This is a genomic window from Prochlorococcus sp. RS04, assembly GCF_001989455.1.
GTDB lineage: Bacteria > Cyanobacteriota > Cyanobacteriia > PCC-6307 > Cyanobiaceae > Prochlorococcus_A.
In genome coordinates, this window is the sequence record NZ_CP018346.1 from 967,881 (window position 1) to 986,072 (window position 18,192).

The 18,192-nt window shown below is 31.3% G+C and carries 17 protein-coding genes and 2 tRNA genes; 15 read left to right on the forward strand and 4 right to left on the reverse strand.

What is annotated here, in order from left to right; all coding sequences use genetic code 11:
* Window positions 1-92: 92 nt before the first annotated feature.
* The 3 genes from purM (at window position 93) to BS621_RS09440 (ending at window position 2,067) form a co-directional block, all read left to right on the forward strand.
* The gene (gene purM, locus BS621_RS05380; protein WP_077142093.1) at window positions 93-1,136 is read left to right on the forward strand and encodes a phosphoribosylformylglycinamidine cyclo-ligase; all 1,044 of its coding nucleotides are present in this window, start codon (window positions 93-95) and stop codon (window positions 1,134-1,136) included.
* Between the two features lie 132 nt (window positions 1,137-1,268).
* Window positions 1,269-1,913 carry a histidine phosphotransferase gene (locus BS621_RS05385; protein WP_077142094.1) on the forward strand — a complete coding sequence of 215 codons (645 nt, stop codon included), beginning with the start codon at window positions 1,269-1,271 and terminating at the stop codon, window positions 1,911-1,913.
* Window positions 1,900-2,067, forward strand: a complete 168-nt coding sequence (locus BS621_RS09440) for a hypothetical protein (protein WP_198025654.1) — start codon at window positions 1,900-1,902, stop codon at window positions 2,065-2,067. The genes BS621_RS05385 and BS621_RS09440 overlap by 14 nt, the downstream gene beginning before the upstream one ends.
* Window positions 2,068-2,278: 211 nt before the next feature.
* Here BS621_RS09440 and BS621_RS05390 read toward each other — a convergent pair.
* Window positions 2,279-2,349: transfer RNA gene (locus BS621_RS05390), tRNA-Cys, on the reverse strand.
* Between the two features lie 42 nt (window positions 2,350-2,391).
* On the opposite strand from BS621_RS05390, the gene BS621_RS05395 reads away from it, so the two are divergent.
* On the forward strand, window positions 2,392-3,621 hold the full coding sequence (locus tag BS621_RS05395; RefSeq protein ID WP_225866687.1) for a lipid-A-disaccharide synthase-related protein: 1,230 nt from the start codon (window positions 2,392-2,394) through the stop codon (window positions 3,619-3,621).
* A gap of 35 nt (window positions 3,622-3,656) precedes the next feature.
* Window positions 3,657-3,923 carry a hypothetical protein gene (locus tag BS621_RS05400; protein ID WP_077142096.1) on the forward strand — a complete coding sequence of 89 codons (267 nt, stop codon included), beginning with the start codon at window positions 3,657-3,659 and terminating at the stop codon, window positions 3,921-3,923.
* 3 nt (window positions 3,924-3,926) lie between these two features.
* On the opposite strand, the gene BS621_RS05405 is transcribed toward BS621_RS05400, so the two are convergent.
* Window positions 3,927-4,562: a ribonuclease D gene (locus tag BS621_RS05405; protein ID WP_077142097.1), complete on the reverse strand. Its 636-nt coding sequence runs from the start codon at window positions 4,560-4,562 to the stop codon at window positions 3,927-3,929.
* Between the two features lie 163 nt (window positions 4,563-4,725).
* Here BS621_RS05405 and BS621_RS05410 point away from each other — a divergent pair, with 163 nt between their 5' ends.
* Window positions 4,726-5,283, forward strand: coding sequence for a cofactor assembly of complex C subunit B (locus tag BS621_RS05410; RefSeq protein WP_025928914.1), 558 nt, complete (start codon window positions 4,726-4,728; stop codon window positions 5,281-5,283).
* 28 nt (window positions 5,284-5,311) lie between these two features.
* Here the strand turns inward: BS621_RS05410 and hemF are convergent, their stop codons facing one another.
* A complete protein-coding gene (hemF, locus tag BS621_RS05415; protein WP_077142098.1) occupies window positions 5,312-6,340 on the reverse strand; it encodes an oxygen-dependent coproporphyrinogen oxidase in 1,029 nt (342 codons plus the stop codon).
* A gap of 160 nt (window positions 6,341-6,500) precedes the next feature.
* Between hemF and BS621_RS05420 the strand changes: the two genes are divergently transcribed.
* From BS621_RS05420 to BS621_RS05455, 8 genes are all read left to right on the forward strand, one after another.
* Window positions 6,501-7,571, forward strand: a complete 1,071-nt coding sequence (locus BS621_RS05420) for an Mrp/NBP35 family ATP-binding protein (RefSeq protein ID WP_077142099.1) — start codon at window positions 6,501-6,503, stop codon at window positions 7,569-7,571.
* A 3-nt stretch (window positions 7,572-7,574) separates the two neighbouring features.
* Window positions 7,575-8,843, forward strand: coding sequence for a rod shape-determining protein RodA (rodA, locus tag BS621_RS05425; protein ID WP_077142100.1), 1,269 nt, complete (start codon window positions 7,575-7,577; stop codon window positions 8,841-8,843).
* On the forward strand, window positions 8,843-10,207 hold the full coding sequence (locus BS621_RS05430; RefSeq protein WP_077142101.1) for a sensor histidine kinase: 1,365 nt from the start codon (window positions 8,843-8,845) through the stop codon (window positions 10,205-10,207). The genes rodA and BS621_RS05430 overlap by 1 nt, the downstream gene beginning before the upstream one ends.
* A 111-nt stretch (window positions 10,208-10,318) precedes the next feature.
* Complete coding sequence (locus BS621_RS05435) at window positions 10,319-10,741, forward strand: photosystem I reaction center subunit II PsaD (RefSeq protein WP_025937671.1); 423 nt, start codon at window positions 10,319-10,321, stop codon at window positions 10,739-10,741.
* Between the two features lie 59 nt (window positions 10,742-10,800).
* Complete coding sequence (locus BS621_RS05440) at window positions 10,801-12,321, forward strand: anthranilate synthase component I family protein (protein WP_077142102.1); 1,521 nt, start codon at window positions 10,801-10,803, stop codon at window positions 12,319-12,321.
* Window positions 12,322-13,431: a glutamate--cysteine ligase gene (gene gshA, locus BS621_RS05445; protein WP_077142103.1), complete on the forward strand. Its 1,110-nt coding sequence runs from the start codon at window positions 12,322-12,324 to the stop codon at window positions 13,429-13,431. It begins immediately after the preceding gene.
* A gap of 61 nt (window positions 13,432-13,492) precedes the next feature.
* Window positions 13,493-16,462 carry a phosphoenolpyruvate carboxylase gene (ppc, locus tag BS621_RS05450; protein ID WP_077142104.1) on the forward strand — a complete coding sequence of 990 codons (2,970 nt, stop codon included), beginning with the start codon at window positions 13,493-13,495 and terminating at the stop codon, window positions 16,460-16,462.
* A gap of 3 nt (window positions 16,463-16,465) precedes the next feature.
* Window positions 16,466-16,912, forward strand: a complete 447-nt coding sequence (locus tag BS621_RS05455) for a hypothetical protein (protein ID WP_025934059.1) — start codon at window positions 16,466-16,468, stop codon at window positions 16,910-16,912.
* Between the two features lie 11 nt (window positions 16,913-16,923).
* Here the strand turns inward: BS621_RS05455 and BS621_RS05460 are convergent.
* Window positions 16,924-16,997, reverse strand: a tRNA-Arg gene (locus BS621_RS05460).
* 77 nt (window positions 16,998-17,074) lie between these two features.
* On the opposite strand from BS621_RS05460, the gene recF reads away from it, so the two are divergent.
* A complete protein-coding gene (gene recF, locus BS621_RS05465) occupies window positions 17,075-18,166 on the forward strand; it encodes a DNA replication/repair protein RecF (RefSeq protein ID WP_077142105.1) in 1,092 nt (363 codons plus the stop codon).
* The last annotated feature ends 26 nt before the right edge of the window (window positions 18,167-18,192 follow it).

Here is an 18,192-nt window from a genome sequence, read left to right on the forward strand (position 1 = left end):
TTTAAAAAATAAATCTATTTGATAAATAATTACTGGACAAAAACAATCTTAGGAGGAATATCTATATAGGGAAAGTCTATCATTTTTATTTCATGGATTACAAAACATCAGGTGTGGATATAGAAGCTGGGCGAGAATTTGTTTCTGAAATTAAACAGGCAGTTGAAGGAACTCATACATCTAATGTGATTGAGGGTATTGGCGGGTTTGGAGGTTTGTTTAGAATTCCTATCGATAGTTTTAAAAAACCAGTTCTTGTTTCAGGAACTGATGGTGTTGGAACAAAATTAGAATTAGCACAAAGTAAAAACTTTCATTTTGAGGTTGGTATTGATTTAGTTGCTATGTGCATGAACGATATCATTACTAGTGGTGCAAAACCTTTATTTTTTCTAGATTATATTGCTACCGGTAAGCTCGATAAGAAACAATTATTGAGGGTTGTTCAGGGAATTTCACATGGATGCAGAGAAAATAACTGTTCATTACTCGGCGGAGAAACTGCTGAAATGCCTGGATTTTATTCAAAAAATAAGTATGATCTTGCAGGATTTTGTGTTGGAATAGTTGATGAGGATAAGCTTATTAATGGTAAAAAAGTCTCTGAAAATGACTTAATAATTGCTTTAAAAAGTAATGGGATTCATAGTAACGGTTTTAGTTTAGTAAGAAAAATTATTCAAAACAATAATCAAATAGATAAAGAATTTGAAAAAGTTTCTCACTTAAATTTTTATGATGAGTTATTGAAACCTACAAAAATTTACAATAATGTGATTAACCAAATGTTATCTGAAGATATAGAAATTAAAGCAATGTCTCATATAACTGGAGGAGGAATTCCAGAAAATTTACCAAGATGTATTCCTTCTGATTTTATTCCTTACATCAATACCAGTTCATGGCAAATACCTACTTTATTTAAATTCCTTAAAGAGGAAGGATCTATTCCCGAAAAAGATTTTTGGAATACTTTCAATCTTGGAGTGGGATTTTGTTTAATTATTGATAAACAATTTAAGGAAGCGATATTAAGTATCTGTAAAGATCATGATATAGATAGTTGGGAAATTGGAAAGATAGTTCGAAAAAATGATTCAACAATTAGTAAATTTTTACCAGAAATTTTAACTTAAATTTTTTTATCTTTTTCAAATGCGTTTTAAAAAATTATTTTTTATACCCAAATGAAAAAGTTAGGTGTAATATAATAAAATTACAGCCGAATTATATCGGAAGTTTAAGTATTAAGATTTAACCTTTATTCAATGCCCTTTGCAAATAATCAAAGAATCACACGTAGACGTAGTTCAGCTGGTCCTACACCCCCCAAAAGACCAATAGGTAATAATTCTGAATCAATTGGTAGACAGGCTCAAGGCCCAAGGCCAACTTTCTTGACACTAAGAGATCATGGGAAAGTTTTTGTCGCTGATTTACCTAATTTGTCCGATGGTCAATTAGCGCATATTAGTAAAGAAGCTAATGAAGTTTTAAATAGTTTGGAAAAAAGACTTAGTGATCTTGAAAATGAACCTAATGTTAGTAATCCGGAAAACGATACGCTGATAAAAGCTTCTACCAAAAGAGATGTCACACTGAGGTTTATTAAATCAATAGAAGAAGAACAAGAACATAGAAAGAATAATCCTGCTTTACGAGATGCTGCATCTGAATCGTTACCTAGAACTTTTCTGGAGGTTGCAAGACATAGATTGCCTGGAGCAACTTTTGATTCACTACTCCGAGAGGCTCTTGAAGCTTGTGCAGTTGATGAAAGTACTGAAGAAAATAAAGTTATTGATGAGCCTAAAGAAACTGTAAAAATTATGGATATACCTTCTTCCAACACTAATGCTTCACTTGTTGTTAGTATCGACTCAAGTGATGATTCTAAGAATGACTCTATTTGATTCAACACAAGAGTTAATAAATTTAAAAGAACAAAATAATTCAAAAATTAATCTTACTTCAGATAAAGATCCTATTTTATGTAATCATTGCAAAAGGACTGCATCAAATGGTGTTAGATGTTTAGGAATGTGTGTAGCAGATAATGATTACTAGAATAATTCAAATTCTCATATAAATAATCTGATGAAAATAATTAATAAATTAACTAAATTTTATTTATTAATGGATATCAAGTATTATTTAAAAAAAAATAAAGAAAAGATTATTTTTCTGTATATCAATAAGTAATTGAAAGTTTATACCCTTTATTTGAAATTGAAGTTCTTAGAAAATTTCATAATTAAATGTGTAAAAAAATTAAATAAGGCGGCACCCAGATTCGAACTGGGGATAAAGGATTTGCAATCCTCTGCCTTACCACTTGGCCATGCCGCCGAAAAAGATTCGATTGAGTCTTTTTATGATCTTAACAGTAAGGTGTCTCATTCTCTATTATTTATATGCAACGGTCATGGAGAAGATGTAATCGCATCGGAGATAATAAAAAGATTACTAAAAAAAATAAAAAATAAAAATATTGAAGTTTTGCCGTTAGTAGGAAATGGAGATGTATTTAATTCCATAAAATCAAAGAATTTTCGTAAAATAGGATATTTAAAAGAGCTGCCTAGTGGAGGTTTTAGCAATCAAAGTCTGAAGGGATTTGTGCTTGATTTGTTTGCAGGATTTTTAATCGATAATTTAAGAAATTTTCTACTTGTAAAACAGAAGTCAAAACATAAATGCAAAATTATCGCTGTAGGCGATTTTTTGCCATTAATCTACGCTTGGAGTTCAGAATGCGACTTTAGTTTCATTGGAACCCCCAAAAGTGACCATACTTGGAGTAGTGGGCCAGGTTGGGATTTAAGCGATTTTTATCATAAGTTGAAAGGTTCTGAATGGGATCCATGGGAAATGTTTTTAATGAAATCTCCAAGATGTAAAAATTTAATTATGAGAGATAAAATTACAGCTAATAATTTGTATAAAAAAAATATTGATGCAAAATACTTGGGTAATCCAATGATGGATTTTGTCAATGTAACAAACGACAAGATATCAAATATTATTTCTTTTAAAAGGATTATTTTATTAGTTGGCAGTAGATACCCTGAAGCTCTTAAAAATCTTGATAATTTTCTAAATTGTTTGCAAGATTTTGATTTATCAAAGGAATTGGTAATACTTTTGCCTTTGAGCATTAACGCGAATGTGATTCAAATTCAAAATTATTTAAATAAATATGGTTTTATAAAGCAAAGTAAAGTTAAATTTCTTATTGATGAAGATTCAGTATGGAAAAAGAAAGATCAATATCTAGTGATAGGAAAAGGTAAATTCAATTCATGGGCCAGTATGGCAGAAGTTGGTTTGTCTAATGCAGGAACTGCTACAGAGCAAATTGCTGGCCTTGGAATTCCATCCCTTTCTCTACCGGGACCTGGACCACAATTTACAAAATCATTTGCAAAAAGACAATCAAGATTATTGGGAGGTAGTGTTTTAGTTTGCAAGAACAAAAAAATTCTTTTAAAACGTTTAAGTTTTCTTTTGAAAGGAAAAGTTTATAGGTCAGAACAAGCAAAAATTGGAAAAAAAAGAATGGGGGAATCCGGAGCAAGTAAGAAAATCGTAGATGCCATAAACCTTCATTTGTTATCTTAGTAAATGGCACTAGCTTATTAATTATTAATTCTTTTATGTATCCAATAAATGATCGGCAATATCTAAAAATTTGTGCAGAGATTGCAAAACTTATGAGTATAAGCTTATCTTCTGCTAAAAAGAAAGTAGAAATTCAAATTGCAAAAGAAGGCTCGAAAACTATTCAAGAAAAAATACAAGTTGCACAAAATGTTTTAAAAATTTGTGAAAAAAATGGTGGAGATAAATTAAGTTCTTCAAGAATACTTGATAAGCTTATGGAAACCCTTGATGGTGAAGATAATTTTTTAACTGAAGATTGATTTTTAATGTTCAAATATATTTGAGAATTTTAGTATGTCTAAATCAGCATATAGAGAAACTGTTTCGAAACATTTTTGAGCTAATTCATATCTATTCTCTCTTTCTAAGATAACTTTTAATTTATGCATGGCTTCAATTAAATATCTAACATCATTTGCTGCATAATCTAATTGATCTTTTGTTAAATCTTCGTTGCTACCCCAATCACTACTTTGCGAGCTTTTGTCCAGTTCTATACCTAACAATTCATTAATTAAATCCTTTAAACCGTGTTTATTTGTATAAGTTCTTGCCAACTTACTAGCAATTTTTGTACAAAAAATATTTTTTGTATTAATCTCAAGATTGCATTTTAGAGCTGCTACATCAAATCTTGCGTAGTGAAATATTTTAGTAATTTTTTCATCTTCAAGAAGTTTTTTTAAATGAGGTGCAGAAGATGTATTAAGTTCGATTTTTATACACGATGTTCTTTTAAATTCATTGCATATTTGTACTAAACAGAGCCTATCTCTTCCATGAATTAAACCCATTGCTTCAGTGTCAATAGCTAGGTAGGATGATTTTTTATAAAGATTGTATAAATCTACTGTTAAATCGTTATAAAGAAGATCAATATTTTTATTTTTAATAGTCATTTTTAATAAGTATTTAAAGAAATTTAAGGTTTAGAATATTACTTAAGATTTTATATAATTAAGAATTTTTATCTAATAGGAATATTTTACAGAATAATTCTAAAAAATTATAATATGATGTAACTTTAATTTTTATTCTCAAGTTACTAGAAAAAATTATTTAATGTCATATTCCTTAAATTCAACATTATTGCTGACAATTCTCTTGGCCATAGGATTATTTTTTTTTCTTAGGGCTTCCAGTAAAGATAGAACAACCATCGTTGAAATTTCATCTTCTCAGCAGCCAATTAAGGTTTTAAATGGTTTATGTGAATGGCTTAATTTGAGGGGATGGAAGCAAACAGGAGGAGATTTTGAACAAAGAATTTTAATATTCAAGGGTCAAGTTGTTTCTAGTAAATTCTTAGCAATTTTTTTAGGTTTTCTTGGCGGTTTTGGTTCATGTGCTTTGGGATTAGTAATTATTCAAATATATCCTGAATTGGGTTGGTGGCCTATTCTTTTGGGATTAATTGGTGGACCCTTGTCTGGAATTGTTTATTTTAAAAAATCAGCAAGAGAGGAGAAATTTGAATTAAGGTTGATCAACGAAAATGAAAATGATTCAACTTTTATGAGACTTAGAGCCCATAGGGATGAATTAATCTCTTTAGAAAATGAACTTGGAGAAAAACTTCAATTGAAAAGTGACGGTTCTTTATTTAAAACACCTATTTAAGATACTTTAAAATTTTATTCGATAATTTTTAATCAAAAATATTGTTCTCTATACAGAATTTCTCTAAATCTTTATCGTTTAACCAATCTTGGGGTTTTGTAAAAATTGATGTGAGAAATTCCTCTCGAGAATTCTTTCTAGCTTTATATCCATATTCCCATCTAGCTAAAGGCGGTAAGGACATTAATATAGATTCAGTTCTGCCATTTGTTTGTAGTCCAAAAATTGTCCCTCTATCCCAAACTAAATTGAATTCGACATATCTACCTCTTCGATATAGCTGGAATTCTCTTTCCTTTGATGAATATGTTTGAGAAGCTCTTTTTTCAATAATGGGTAAGTAAGAAGGGAGGAATGCCTGCCCACAATTTTCTGCTAAAGAAAATAAATCATCCCAATTTAAATTAGATCTGCCAATATTTTTTGAAGCTTTTGATGCTTCTCCATTTTGATTATTTCCTCTATAAATATTGCCTGAACCATCTTGATAATCATAAAAAATACCTCCTATGCCTCTCGATTCATGTCTATGCTTCAAGAAGAAATATTCATCACACCATGGTTTGAAAACTTTATGCAAATCTTGATCAACTTTCTCACAAGCTTTTTTATGTTCATTATGAAAATTCCTTACATCAGAAAGATAAGGATAAAAAGGGGTTAAATCAGCACCTCCTCCAAACCACCAAACAGGACCAGCTTCGAAATATCGATAATTCAGATGAACTGTAGGAATATAGGGATTCTTAGGATGCAAAACCATAGAAGTTCCCGTAGCGAACCATTCATGACCTTTTGCTTCGGGTCTTTGAGAGATTATAGATTGAGGTAATTCCTTTCCCTGTACTTCCGAGAAATTAACGCCTGCTTGCTCAAAAATAGAACCATTTTTCAATACTCTAGATCTTCCACCGCCACCTTCGTCTCTTAGCCAGGATTCCTCTGTAAATTTCCCTTTGCCATCTACATTTTCAAGTCCTGAACAAATTTTGTCTTGTAGAGTTAATAAGAGATTTTTAGTTTTTTCTCTCGAGTTTTTAGGAGGTTCTTTCAACATGTATTTAGTAAATCTTGAAGAAAAAAATTTTTTTGGTTAATTATAAGTTTCTCTTTATAATTTCTCTTAGGGGGTCCTTATTGCCTATTATTTGATAGTTCGACATAGTTCTTAATCTTTTAAACAGTCGACTACCATTGTCAAAATATTTAAAAATTTAATGACCACAATAGAAGATGCGAATTTTGCTTTACAAAAAGTTCTAGATGCTGGATCACAGAAAAATGTAATTGAATTAGCTTGGATTAAAAATGTAAGAGTAACTATACCGAGAGTAATCGTAACATTATCATTACCATCGTTTGCAAATTCTCAAAGAGATAGAATTGTAGAAGAGGTTAGAGGCGTACTACTGGATTTTGAAGATATTGATGATGTTCAAATAGAGATAGATAATAATCCTTCCAAAACAGAATCTCAAAATCAAAGTAATGCTCCTGAGTTGCAGAAGATTGATGGGATTCGACATATCATAGCTGTAAGCAGTGGTAAAGGTGGAGTTGGAAAAAGTACCATTGCAGTTAATCTCGCTTGTTCTCTAGCTAAATTAGGCTTTAAAACTGGTTTGTTAGATGCCGATATATATGGACCTAATACTCCCTCAATGATGGGAGTTGCCGAACAGAATCCAAAGGTTACAGAAGGTAGTGGCAGTGATCAAAGGTTAATACCAATAAATAAATATGGAATTTCATTGGTATCAATGGGTTTCCTCATAGAAGAAGGTCAGCCAGTTATATGGAGAGGACCAATGCTTAATAGTATTATCAGACAATTTTTGTACCAAGTTGAATGGAATAATCTTGATTTTTTGGTTATTGATTTGCCTCCAGGAACAGGAGACGCTCAAATATCTCTTTCTCAATCTGTGCCTATTTCTGGAGCTATAGTTGTCACTACTCCTCAACAAGTATCTTTGCAAGACGCAAGGAGGGGATTAGCAATGTTTAAACAACTCGGAGTACCTTTACTGGGTATTGTAGAAAATATGTCAGTATTTATTCCGCCAGATATGCCAGGTAAAAAATATGCAATTTTTGGTAAAGGTGGTGGGCAAACATTAGCTAACGAAAATGACTTACCATTGTTAGCTCAAATTCCTATTGAAATCCCTCTCGTTGATGATAGTAATAAAGGCGTACCAATCTCAGTAAGTCAGCCAAATATAGAAAGTGCTGTTGTATTTGGTAATTTAGCTCAATTAATTAAGAATCAATTTGTTGATAGTTAATTGATGTTTAAGAGAATTTCTTTATTAAATAAAAGAGGATTTTTACAAAAAAAAGAAAACTTTGATAGAGGTTTTTTATTTACTCCACTACTTATAATTCCTCTGTTTTTTGTCATTATTTCGGGTTTCTTAATAAAAAGTATTCAGGGTGATCTATTAGTATCAAATTATTTGAGTCATATCCTAACTGGTTTTTTATGTTATTTTTTAGCATTTTTTATTTCTTATATACCCTTAGAGAGAATTAGAAAGTATATAGTTCCATTTCATTTGTGTACTTTAATATCCTTATTACTAATTTATTTTTTTGGGATTTCAGTTTCTGGAGCCCAAAGATGGCTAAACTTGAGCATCTTTTCTTTTCAGCCTTCAGAAGTAGCTAAACTTAGTACTGTATTAACTCTTGCTTTAGTACTCGATAAAAAAATAATTTTAACAATAAGAGATTTAGTATTGCCCTTATTAGTAGTAATTATTCCTTGGTTATTAATTTTCTTTCAGCCTGACTTAGGCACCTCTTTAGTTTTACTTGTTTTGACGAGTGTGATGCTCTATTGGTCGCAAATGCCCATAGAGTGGATTTTGATATTGGTATTTTGTATTATCACATCTATATTGTACCTAACCTTACCAACTCTTCTTATTTTCTGGATTCCAGTTATAGGATATCTTGCTTATAGATCTTCAAAAAAGAAAATTATTTTTTCTGCTATCGCTATTTCGTTCCATTTATTAGTGGCAAAACTGACACCAATTTTGTGGCAATATGGCTTAAAAGAATATCAAAAAGATAGATTAGTTTTATTTTTAGATCCAAATAGAGATCCACTAGGTGGCGGATATCATTTGATACAGAGTCAAATTGCAATTGGTTCTGGAGGATTATTTGGGACTGGTTTGCTACAAGGTAAGCTGACAAATTTGCAATTTATACCTGAACAACATACTGATTTTATATTCAGTGCTTTAGGGGAAGAATTAGGTTTTGTGGGGTGCACTATAGTTTTATTTTTGTTCTTTTTTTTGATAAAAAAACTTATTAATATTGCATCAATTGCTAGGACTAACTTTGAATCTCTAATTGTTATCGGAATAGCCTCAACTTTTTTATTTCAAATAATTATTAACTTATTTATGACTATTGGATTAGGACCAGTTACTGGGATTCCCCTTCCTTTTATGAGCTATGGTCGAACGTCAATGGTGACTAATTTTATATCTATTGGATTTGTTTTATCTATATTGAAACGTTCTAGATCACTAAGAAGTTGATGAAATCACAAATAACCATAAAAAAAATTCAAGAGTTTTTAATTAAAGGAGTTCAAACCATATATGTTGATGATGATACATCCAGAAGAATGTGGTGGGCTTCTTTAGAAGTTATTCAAAAAGAATTCCTATCTCAGAATTATAAACAGGGGGGTATCTGGATCTCCTCTCCTTTGCCCGCTTTTAATGATAAAAAATTTTTAAATCAACTTCATGGATGGCTTTGGTCTCCTGAGGGGTTTCCATACTTTCAAAATGAGAATGCAGGTTTTTTACCAGTCAATAATTCAGAAAAGATAAAAAAAGATTTCGATTTATTTAGTAATTATAAAGTCTTAAATCTTTGTCAGGAAGATGGCTATGAACCTTTTTTGATGATAATCACCCCAAATTTTCAATGCGTATTATCAATTGTAGGAGAAAAAGATAAGAAAATTCTATTAATGAAGTGTGATGAAGAAAGCCTAAAACTATCAATTGAATTAATGCATGCAAAATTAAATCAAGAAAATTATGAGGAAGGAGTAAAATTTCGTAATGCAATAAATAATTTAGGTAACCTTAAAATTAATAAGCAATTTGAAAAATTATTTTGGCCAATATTATCGGCAAAATTAGCAAATAATACGCCAAGTCATAACATACAAAATTTTGTGAAAAATGATGAAAAAAATGCGCAAATCACTGAAGCAAAATTATTACGTGCAATTTCTCATGAAGTAAGAACTCCTTTGGCAACAATAAGAACTCTAATAAGTTCTACTTTAAAAAAATATAAAATGGATGAATCAATGAGAAATCGTTTAATTCAAATAGATAATGAATGTAATGAACAAATTGATAGGTTTGGTTTAATCTTTAATGCAGCAGAATTAGTAAGTAATGAAGTGCCATCGTTGAATAACTTGGCGAAAATTAATTTAGCCGAAATTTTCAAAAAGCTTGCTCCTTTTTGGAATAAACAATTAAATCGTCGTGGTATTTCTTTGAAGATAGATATCCCCAAACAACTTCCACAAATTTTGAGTGATTCTGAAAAATTAGAATTAATGTTAAGAGGATTAATTGATAAAAATACCAGAGGATTAAAAGAGGGTAGTACTTTAATTTTAGAATTAAGGCCAGCTGGTCAAAAGCTCAAACTTCAACTCAAAGTACAAAAATTAGATAACAATCAAGAAGAGATTCTAAAAAAAGATAATAGTTCTGATCTTGGTCCAGTTTTAAATTGGAACCCTCAAACTGGAAGTTTACAACTTAGTCAAAATGCCACTCAAAAGTTATTAGCTAGTTTAGGAGGGCATGTCACACAAAGACGTGATGCAGGATTGACGGTATTTTTCCCCATTTCAGATGCAAAATGAAATGAGAATTAAGTTAAACATATATTAAATAATGTAGAAAATTTCTTGTGAATTTATAATTTTGCAAAATATGAATGCTAGTTTCTTATTATAAATAATTCAAAATTTAGGATGACTGAAACTTTAGTTGGTCAATTTCCAAAGCATATAGGAAGTACTGGGGGTTTATTAAACTCAGCAGAAACCGAAGAAAAATATGCAATTGTATGGAAAAGTTCAAAGGAACAAGCATTTGAATTGCCTACCGGTGGTGCGGCTATTATGAATGAAGGAGATAATTTAATGTACTTTGCAAGAAAAGAACAATGCCTTGCATTAGGGACACAATTAAGAGCCTTCAAACCAAGAATTGAAGATTTTAAAATCTACCGAATTTTTCCAGGTGGCGATATTGAATTTTTACACCCAAAGGATGGTGTTTTCCCTGAAAAAGTAAACGAAGGAAGAGAGAAAGTAGGTCATAATCCAAGAAGAATAGGTGAGAATCCTAATCCAGCTGGTTTGAAATTTACAACTAAGAATACTTTTGATTAACTTCCTTAAAGTTGATATAAAAGAAGAAAATAATTATAATTTGGGCTGGCATTATTAATATGAACAGCTCACAGAAAGATAATTTTTTAAAGGCTTATAAAGAAGGTAAAAACTTTATACCTATAGTTGAAACTTGGCCAGCAGATTTAGAGACTCCATTGTCAACTTGGTTAAAATTATCCTCAAAAGATTCTCATGGTGTTTTTCTTGAATCGGTTGAAGGTGGGGAGAATTTGGGTAGGTGGAGTATTGTTGCTACTAAACCTCTTTGGGAAGCAGTTTGTCATGGAGAAGAAATAGTTAAAACTTGGAATAATGGCAAAACTGAGACACATAAAGGTGATCCTTTCGATATTTTAAGAAGTTGGACAAAGGAATATAAGTCAACCATGCTTGATGACTTACCATCAATTGGTCAGTTATATGGCTCTTGGGGTTATGAATTAATAAATCAAATAGAACCAAGCGTTCCAATAAATGAAATACCAGAAAACAACATCCCCGATGGTTCCTGGATGTTTTTTGATCAGTTAGTTGTTTTTGATCAAATAAAAAGATGTATTACTGCAGTCGTTTATACAGATACAACTTCTTCAAAAGAGTGCTTAATTGAGGAGTTGTATCTAAATGCAGTTTCTAAAATTCAGAAAACTAGAAATTTAATGAGAGTTCCTCTGACAGAAAATGAGTTTTTAGATTGGAATGAAAATGAGAATTTGAATTTAGATCTAGAAAGTAATTGGGAGAAAAAAGATTTTGAGGATGCAGTTCTCTCTGCAAAAGAATACATAAGAAGGGGAGATATCTTCCAAATAGTTATAAGTCAGAGATTCCAAACTCAGGTCAATAATGATCCCTTTAATTTATATAGAAGTTTGAGGATGGTTAATCCATCTCCATATATGTCATTTTTTGATTTCGGCTCATGGTATCTGATAGGTTCAAGTCCTGAAGTAATGGTTAAAGCAGAAAAAAATAAAAATAGTCAGATTGTTGCAAGCTTAAGACCAATAGCTGGTACAAGACCTAGAGGAATTGATAATCAACAAGACTTGGAATTAGAAAAGGAATTATTAAAAGATCCAAAAGAGATAGCTGAGCATGTAATGCTAATTGATCTTGGGAGAAATGATCTTGGAAGAGTTTGTGAAATTGGTACTGTCAAGGTTAAGGATTTAATGGTTATTGAGAAATATTCACATGTTATGCATATAGTCAGTCAAGTTGAGGGAATCTTAAAAAACAATGCTGATGTATGGGATTTGCTCAAAGCATCCTTTCCCGCTGGGACAGTAACTGGCGCCCCAAAAATAAGAGCTATGCAATTGATTAAGCACTTTGAAAAAGATGCTAGAGGACCTTATGCTGGTGTTTACGGATCTGTTGATATTAATGGTGCATTAAATACAGCAATTACGATAAGAACCATGATAGTTAAACCCTCAAGAGATGGAAAATATGATGTATCAGTGCAAGCAGGAGCTGGAATAGTTGCTGATTCTTTCCCTGAAAATGAATATCAAGAGACGATAAATAAAGCAAAGGGAATACTTAAAGCATTAGCCTGTTTGGATAAATAAATGAGTCAAAATAATCTTTATAAGGGTTTTGAGGTGGAACTTTTTACGGGTTCTTTAAATTCTCATATTGGTGTTTCGGCTGAAATTGAGAAAAAATTTCGTAATTTTGTAAAAGAGCCAGATAACAGAAACGTTGAATACATAACAACGCCTGAAAAAGACTATGGTTCTTTGTATGAGAAATTAATAACTCCAAGAAAAAAGTTAAGGCAGTGGCTAAATACAAAAAATTTAACAATCATTCCTTCATCCACTCTTTGTTTTGAACACGATATTCAATTTCAAAGATCTGATATTGACAACGTCTATCATCAATTTATTCAAGATAATTATGGAATATCTATTGCAACTTCAAGTGTCCATATTAACATAGGAATAGATGATTTAGATAAACTTTTTACAGCTATAAGACTTATAAGATCTGAGGCTGCTCTATATTTATCATTAAGTGCTAGTTCACCTTTTTTAAATAATAAAATTACGAATAATCATTCTCAAAGATGGATTCAGTTTCCTAAAACCCCTAGTAGGGTTCCTTTTTTTGTAAATCATAATTCTTATATCGACTGGATAGAGCAAAATATATCTAATAAAAACATGCAAAATATTAGGCATTTTTGGTCGTCAATCCGACCAAATGGTCCTCAAAGACCTTTGATTCTTGATCGTTTGGAATTAAGAATTTGTGATTTTGTTCACGATATTAATTTGCTTTTAGGGATAACGGCCATGATAGAACTAAGGATTTTAAATCTTTTTGAAAATATAAATACCTTAGATCCCATGAATGCTAGTATTTTTTCTATGGATGAGTTGTCAGAAATATGTGATCAGAATGAAATTAATGCTGCTAAAGATAGTCTGAATTCAGAGTTAATTAACTGGCAAGATGGCAAAAAAGTTATTTGTAGAGAATGGATTCAAAGCTTGTTATCAGATTTATCATCCACAGCAGAAAATTTTGGTATGAAACATCTTTTAGATCCTATATATAAAGTGCTTGAAGAAGGCAATCAATCTATGAAATGGATCAATCAATATGAAAAAGGGCTTTCTATTGAGCAGATAATGAAAATTTCTATCGAAGATATGATTAGGAGTGAGGCCTAGAATGTTTGATTATTTAAATAAACTTTGATCTGAACATTTTCACTTGTGACATAATGATTATATGGAATCTTTTCGACAGATAAAAAATAATAACGTGGATCTGATAAGTAACAATGATCCACTAGATAAAAATCGTCTTTTAATTGAAGATCTCTGGGAATCTGTGCTCAGAGAAGAATGCCCAAATGATCAAGCAGAGAGATTGATACAGCTTAAAGAATTAAGTTATTCAAAACAAATTGATGGTGACAGTTCAAAAACTTTTAAAAATGAAATAGTTGATATTGTAAATTCTATGGATTTAGCAGAATCTATAGCAGCAGCACGGGCGTTTTCATTATATTTTCAACTCGTGAATATATTAGAACAAAGAGTTGAGGAAGATAGATATATTCAAAGCTTTACCAATAAGGATGTTCAAAAATCGCCCGATAATCTTGATCCTTTTGCCCCAGCATTGGCTAGGCAAAATGCTCCAGTAACTTTTAGAGAATTATTTTATAGGCTAAGGAAATTAAATGTACCACCAGGAAAATTAGAGGAGTTATTGCAGGAAATGGATATTCGTTTAGTTTTTACTGCACATCCGACGGAGATCGTAAGACATACTATTAGACATAAGCAAACAAGAGTAGCAAATTTATTAAAAAAAATACAGATTGAGCAATTTCTAACAAAAGAAGAAAAAATTTCTTTAAAAACCCAATTAAAAGAGGAAGTAAGACTTTGGTGGAGAACAGATGAATTGCATCAATTTAAACCTTCAGTTTTAGATGAAGTTGATTATGCCTTGCATTATTTTCAGCAAGTTTTATTTAATGCGATGCCTCAATTGAGGGGCAGGATCGCTGAAGCACTTACCGAAAATTATCCAGATGTTCAGTTGCCCTCAGAATCATTTTGTAACTTCGGTTCATGGGTAGGATCTGATAGGGACGGTAATCCATCGGTCACACCGGAAATAACATGGAGGACTGCTTGCTACCAAAGACAGTTGATGTTGGAAAGATATATTATTGCGACGTCTAATCTTAGAGATCAATTAAGTGTGTCGATGCAATGGAGTCAAGTCAGTTCTTCCCTATTAGAATCACTCGAAACTGACAGGGTTAAGTTCCCTGAAATATATGAAGCTAGAGCTACAAGGTATAGATCAGAACCCTACAGATTAAAATTAAGTTATATTTTAGAAAAACTAAGGTTAACACAAGAAAGAAATAATTTATTAGCTGATAGTGGGTGGAAATTTGACTTGGAGGGAGAAACTGATAACAAAAATCTAGATAAAGTTGAAAACTTATATTACAAGTCAGTAAAAGAATTTACTTATGATCTCGAACTAATTAAAAATAGCTTGATTAGTACAGATTTAACTTGTGAGTCAGTAAACACTTTACTTACTCAGGTTCATATTTTTGGATTTTCTTTAGCAAGTTTAGATATTCGTCAAGAGAGTACAAGGCATAGTGACGCTATACAAGAGCTTACAAGTTATCTTGATTTATCTGTTCAATATGACCAAATGTCTGAGGAAGAGAAAATTAAATGGCTTATAGACGAATTAAATACAAAAAGGCCTTTAATTCCAACTGACGTTAATTGGACAAAAACTACAGAAGAAACTTTTTCAGTTTTTAAAATGGTTAAGAGACTACAGCAAGAATTTGGAAGTCGCATTTGTCATTCTTATGTAATTTCAATGAGTCATAGTGCATCTGATTTGCTTGAAGTTCTTTTGCTGGCAAAAGAAATGGGACTTCTTGATCAAAATTCACAAAAGTCAAAATTATTGGTTGTTCCTCTTTTTGAAACTGTGGAAGACCTTAAAAGAGCACCAAAAGTAATGGAAAAGTTGTTTAAATTAGATTTCTATAGATCATTATTGCCAAAAGTAGGAGAATCTTTTAAACCTCTGCAAGAATTAATGCTTGGATATTCTGATAGCAATAAAGATTCAGGGTTTGTTTCTAGTAATTGGGAAATTCATAGAGCTCAAATAGCTCTTCAAAATCTCTCAAGTAGAAATAACATATTGCTAAGACTTTTTCATGGAAGAGGTGGTTCTGTAGGGAGAGGAGGAGGCCCAGCCTATCAGGCAATATTGGCTCAACCAAGCGGCACTTTAAAAGGGCGAATAAAAATAACGGAACAAGGTGAAGTTTTAGCTTCTAAATATAGTCTTCCCGAACTGGCTTTGTACAATCTTGAGACTGTAACTACAGCGGTAATTCAAAATAGTTTGGTAAATAATAGACTTGACGCTACTCCAGAATGGAATCAATTAATGTCTAGGTTGGCAGAAACATCAAGGTCTCATTACAGAAAATTAGTGCATGAGAATCCTGATCTGTTAAATTTTTTTCAAGAGGTCACTCCAATAGAAGAAATAAGTAAATTACAGATTTCTAGTAGGCCTGCTAGAAGAAAAAAAGGTGCAAAAGATTTGTCAAGTTTAAGAGCTATTCCATGGGTATTTGGTTGGACACAAAGTAGATTTCTTTTACCAAGTTGGTTCGGAGTAGGCACTGCATTGTCATCTGAATTAAATTCAGATCCACAACAAATTGAATTATTAAGAGTTCTGCATCAAAGATGGCCATTTTTTAGGATGCTTATTTCTAAGGTAGAAATGACATTATCTAAGGTGGATTTGGAAGTTGCTAGATATTATGTTGATACTCTTGGCAGTAAAAAAAATAAGGATTCTTTTGATGATATTTTTGAAGTAATTTCTAAGGAATATAATCTTACAAAATCTTTAATACTTGAAATTACTGGTAAAAATAAGCTCCTAGAATCTGATAGAGACTTGAAATCTTCAGTTAGCTTGAGAAATAAGACAATTATTCCATTAGGGTTTTTGCAGGTTTCACTTTTAAGAAGATTAAGAGACCAGACAAGACAACCTCCAATAAGCGAATTTATGATAGATAAAGATGAATCTAGAAGGGCTTACAGCAGAAGTGAACTATTGAGGGGAGCACTTTTAACTATTAATGGGATAGCAGCTGGTATGAGAAATACAGGTTGATAATTGCAGTATTTTTCTAAAAAAAAACTTGTTCTCCCAGAAGGTTATTTTGTTAACTCTTCTCAAATTCCATTAGCTAAAGAAGTTAATAAACTTTTAGCTAATTGTGGTTGTGAGACGTTTCCAATAAAACCTCTTTCTGAGGCTATTCAGAAAAGTAATTTCTTCTTCACCATACAGAATGAATTAAAGAATAAATTATATGGTTTTGTAAGGGTTACGTCAGACAGGGGATTGAATGCTAACTTGTGGAATTTAAGTGCATTGCCAGGGAATAATCAGCAACTTTATTATTCAATATTGCTTCAAGTAACTCTTGAGAAAATAAATAGAGAAATGCCTGGATGCAGTATTTCTGTACAGGCTCCAGTATCTTCTTTTTTAAGTTTAGAGAAAAATGGATTTATACTAGATCCAAATGGAATAAGAGTAATGGGATATAAACTTTAAAAATCATTTTACGAGCATGGAGGGATTCGAACCCCCGACTCTCAGAACCGGAATCTGATGCTCTATCCAACTGAGCTACATGCCCTTTAATTTTTCAATTTCTTTAAAGAGAATCTAAATATTTTAAACTTAGCTAATTTAATTAATGAATGCACAAAAAAAATTTTTTTAAATAAATTAAAAATTAAAAATTTTCGGAACCATAAAAGTTTTGAAATTGATCTAAAGGAGCAAAGAGCAATTGTTCTTGGCTGCAATGGTATTGGCAAATCAAATTTACTTGAATCGGTTGAATTTTTAAGTCAATTAAAATCAAATAGAGCACTAAGCGATAAAGATTTAATAGAGAACGATAGTGATATGGCTGTAGTTATAGGACAAATAAATTTTAAAGACGATTTAAAGTTAAATTTATTCCGTAAAGGGCCTAAAAGAATTTATGTTAATGAATCAATCTTGAAAAAACAGAGTGAAATAAAGAATTATATTCGGAGTGTATGTTTCTGTTCTAATGATATAGATATTGTTAGAAGTGAACCAAGTTATCGAAGAACATGGATTGATAAAGTCGTATCTCAGCTTGAACCAGTATATCTAGACTTGATAAGTAGATTTAATAGGCTTTTAAAACAAAGAAGTCATTTTTGGCGTTCGGAAAGTTTCTTAAAAACCCAATCCACAGATATTGTTGAAAGCTTTGATATTCAAATGTCAATAATAAGTACAAGAATTTTTCGGCGCAGAAGAAGAGCTTTATTAAAAATAAAACCATATGTTGAATATTGGCATAATCATTTAAGTAAATCTCAAGAGCAAATAGACATAAATTATCTATCGGGGATACAAAATATAAGTCCAGAAGAAGAAGAAGAAGAAGTTATTAGTAAAAAAATAGCAGAACAACTCTTAAATCAGCGTTCAATAGAAGCATTGACTGGTAAATGTAATTTTGGCCCTCATCGTGATGATATTGAGTTTCTAATTAATAATGTTTCAGTTAGAAAATATGGTTCCTCAGGACAGCAAAGGACTTTTATCTTGGCTTTAAAGATGGCTGAACTCGATTTATTAACTAAAACACTAAATGTTCCTCCAATACTTATATTGGATGATGTCTTGGCGGAATTAGATTTAACTAGGCAAAATTTATTATTAAATTCTGTTGGTAAAGATAGTCAATGTTTTATAAGTGCGACACATTTAGATAAATTTAATCAGTCTTTCTTAGGCTCTTCACAAATGATTCACTTATAATTTTTAAAAAGCATGTTTTTTAGCTA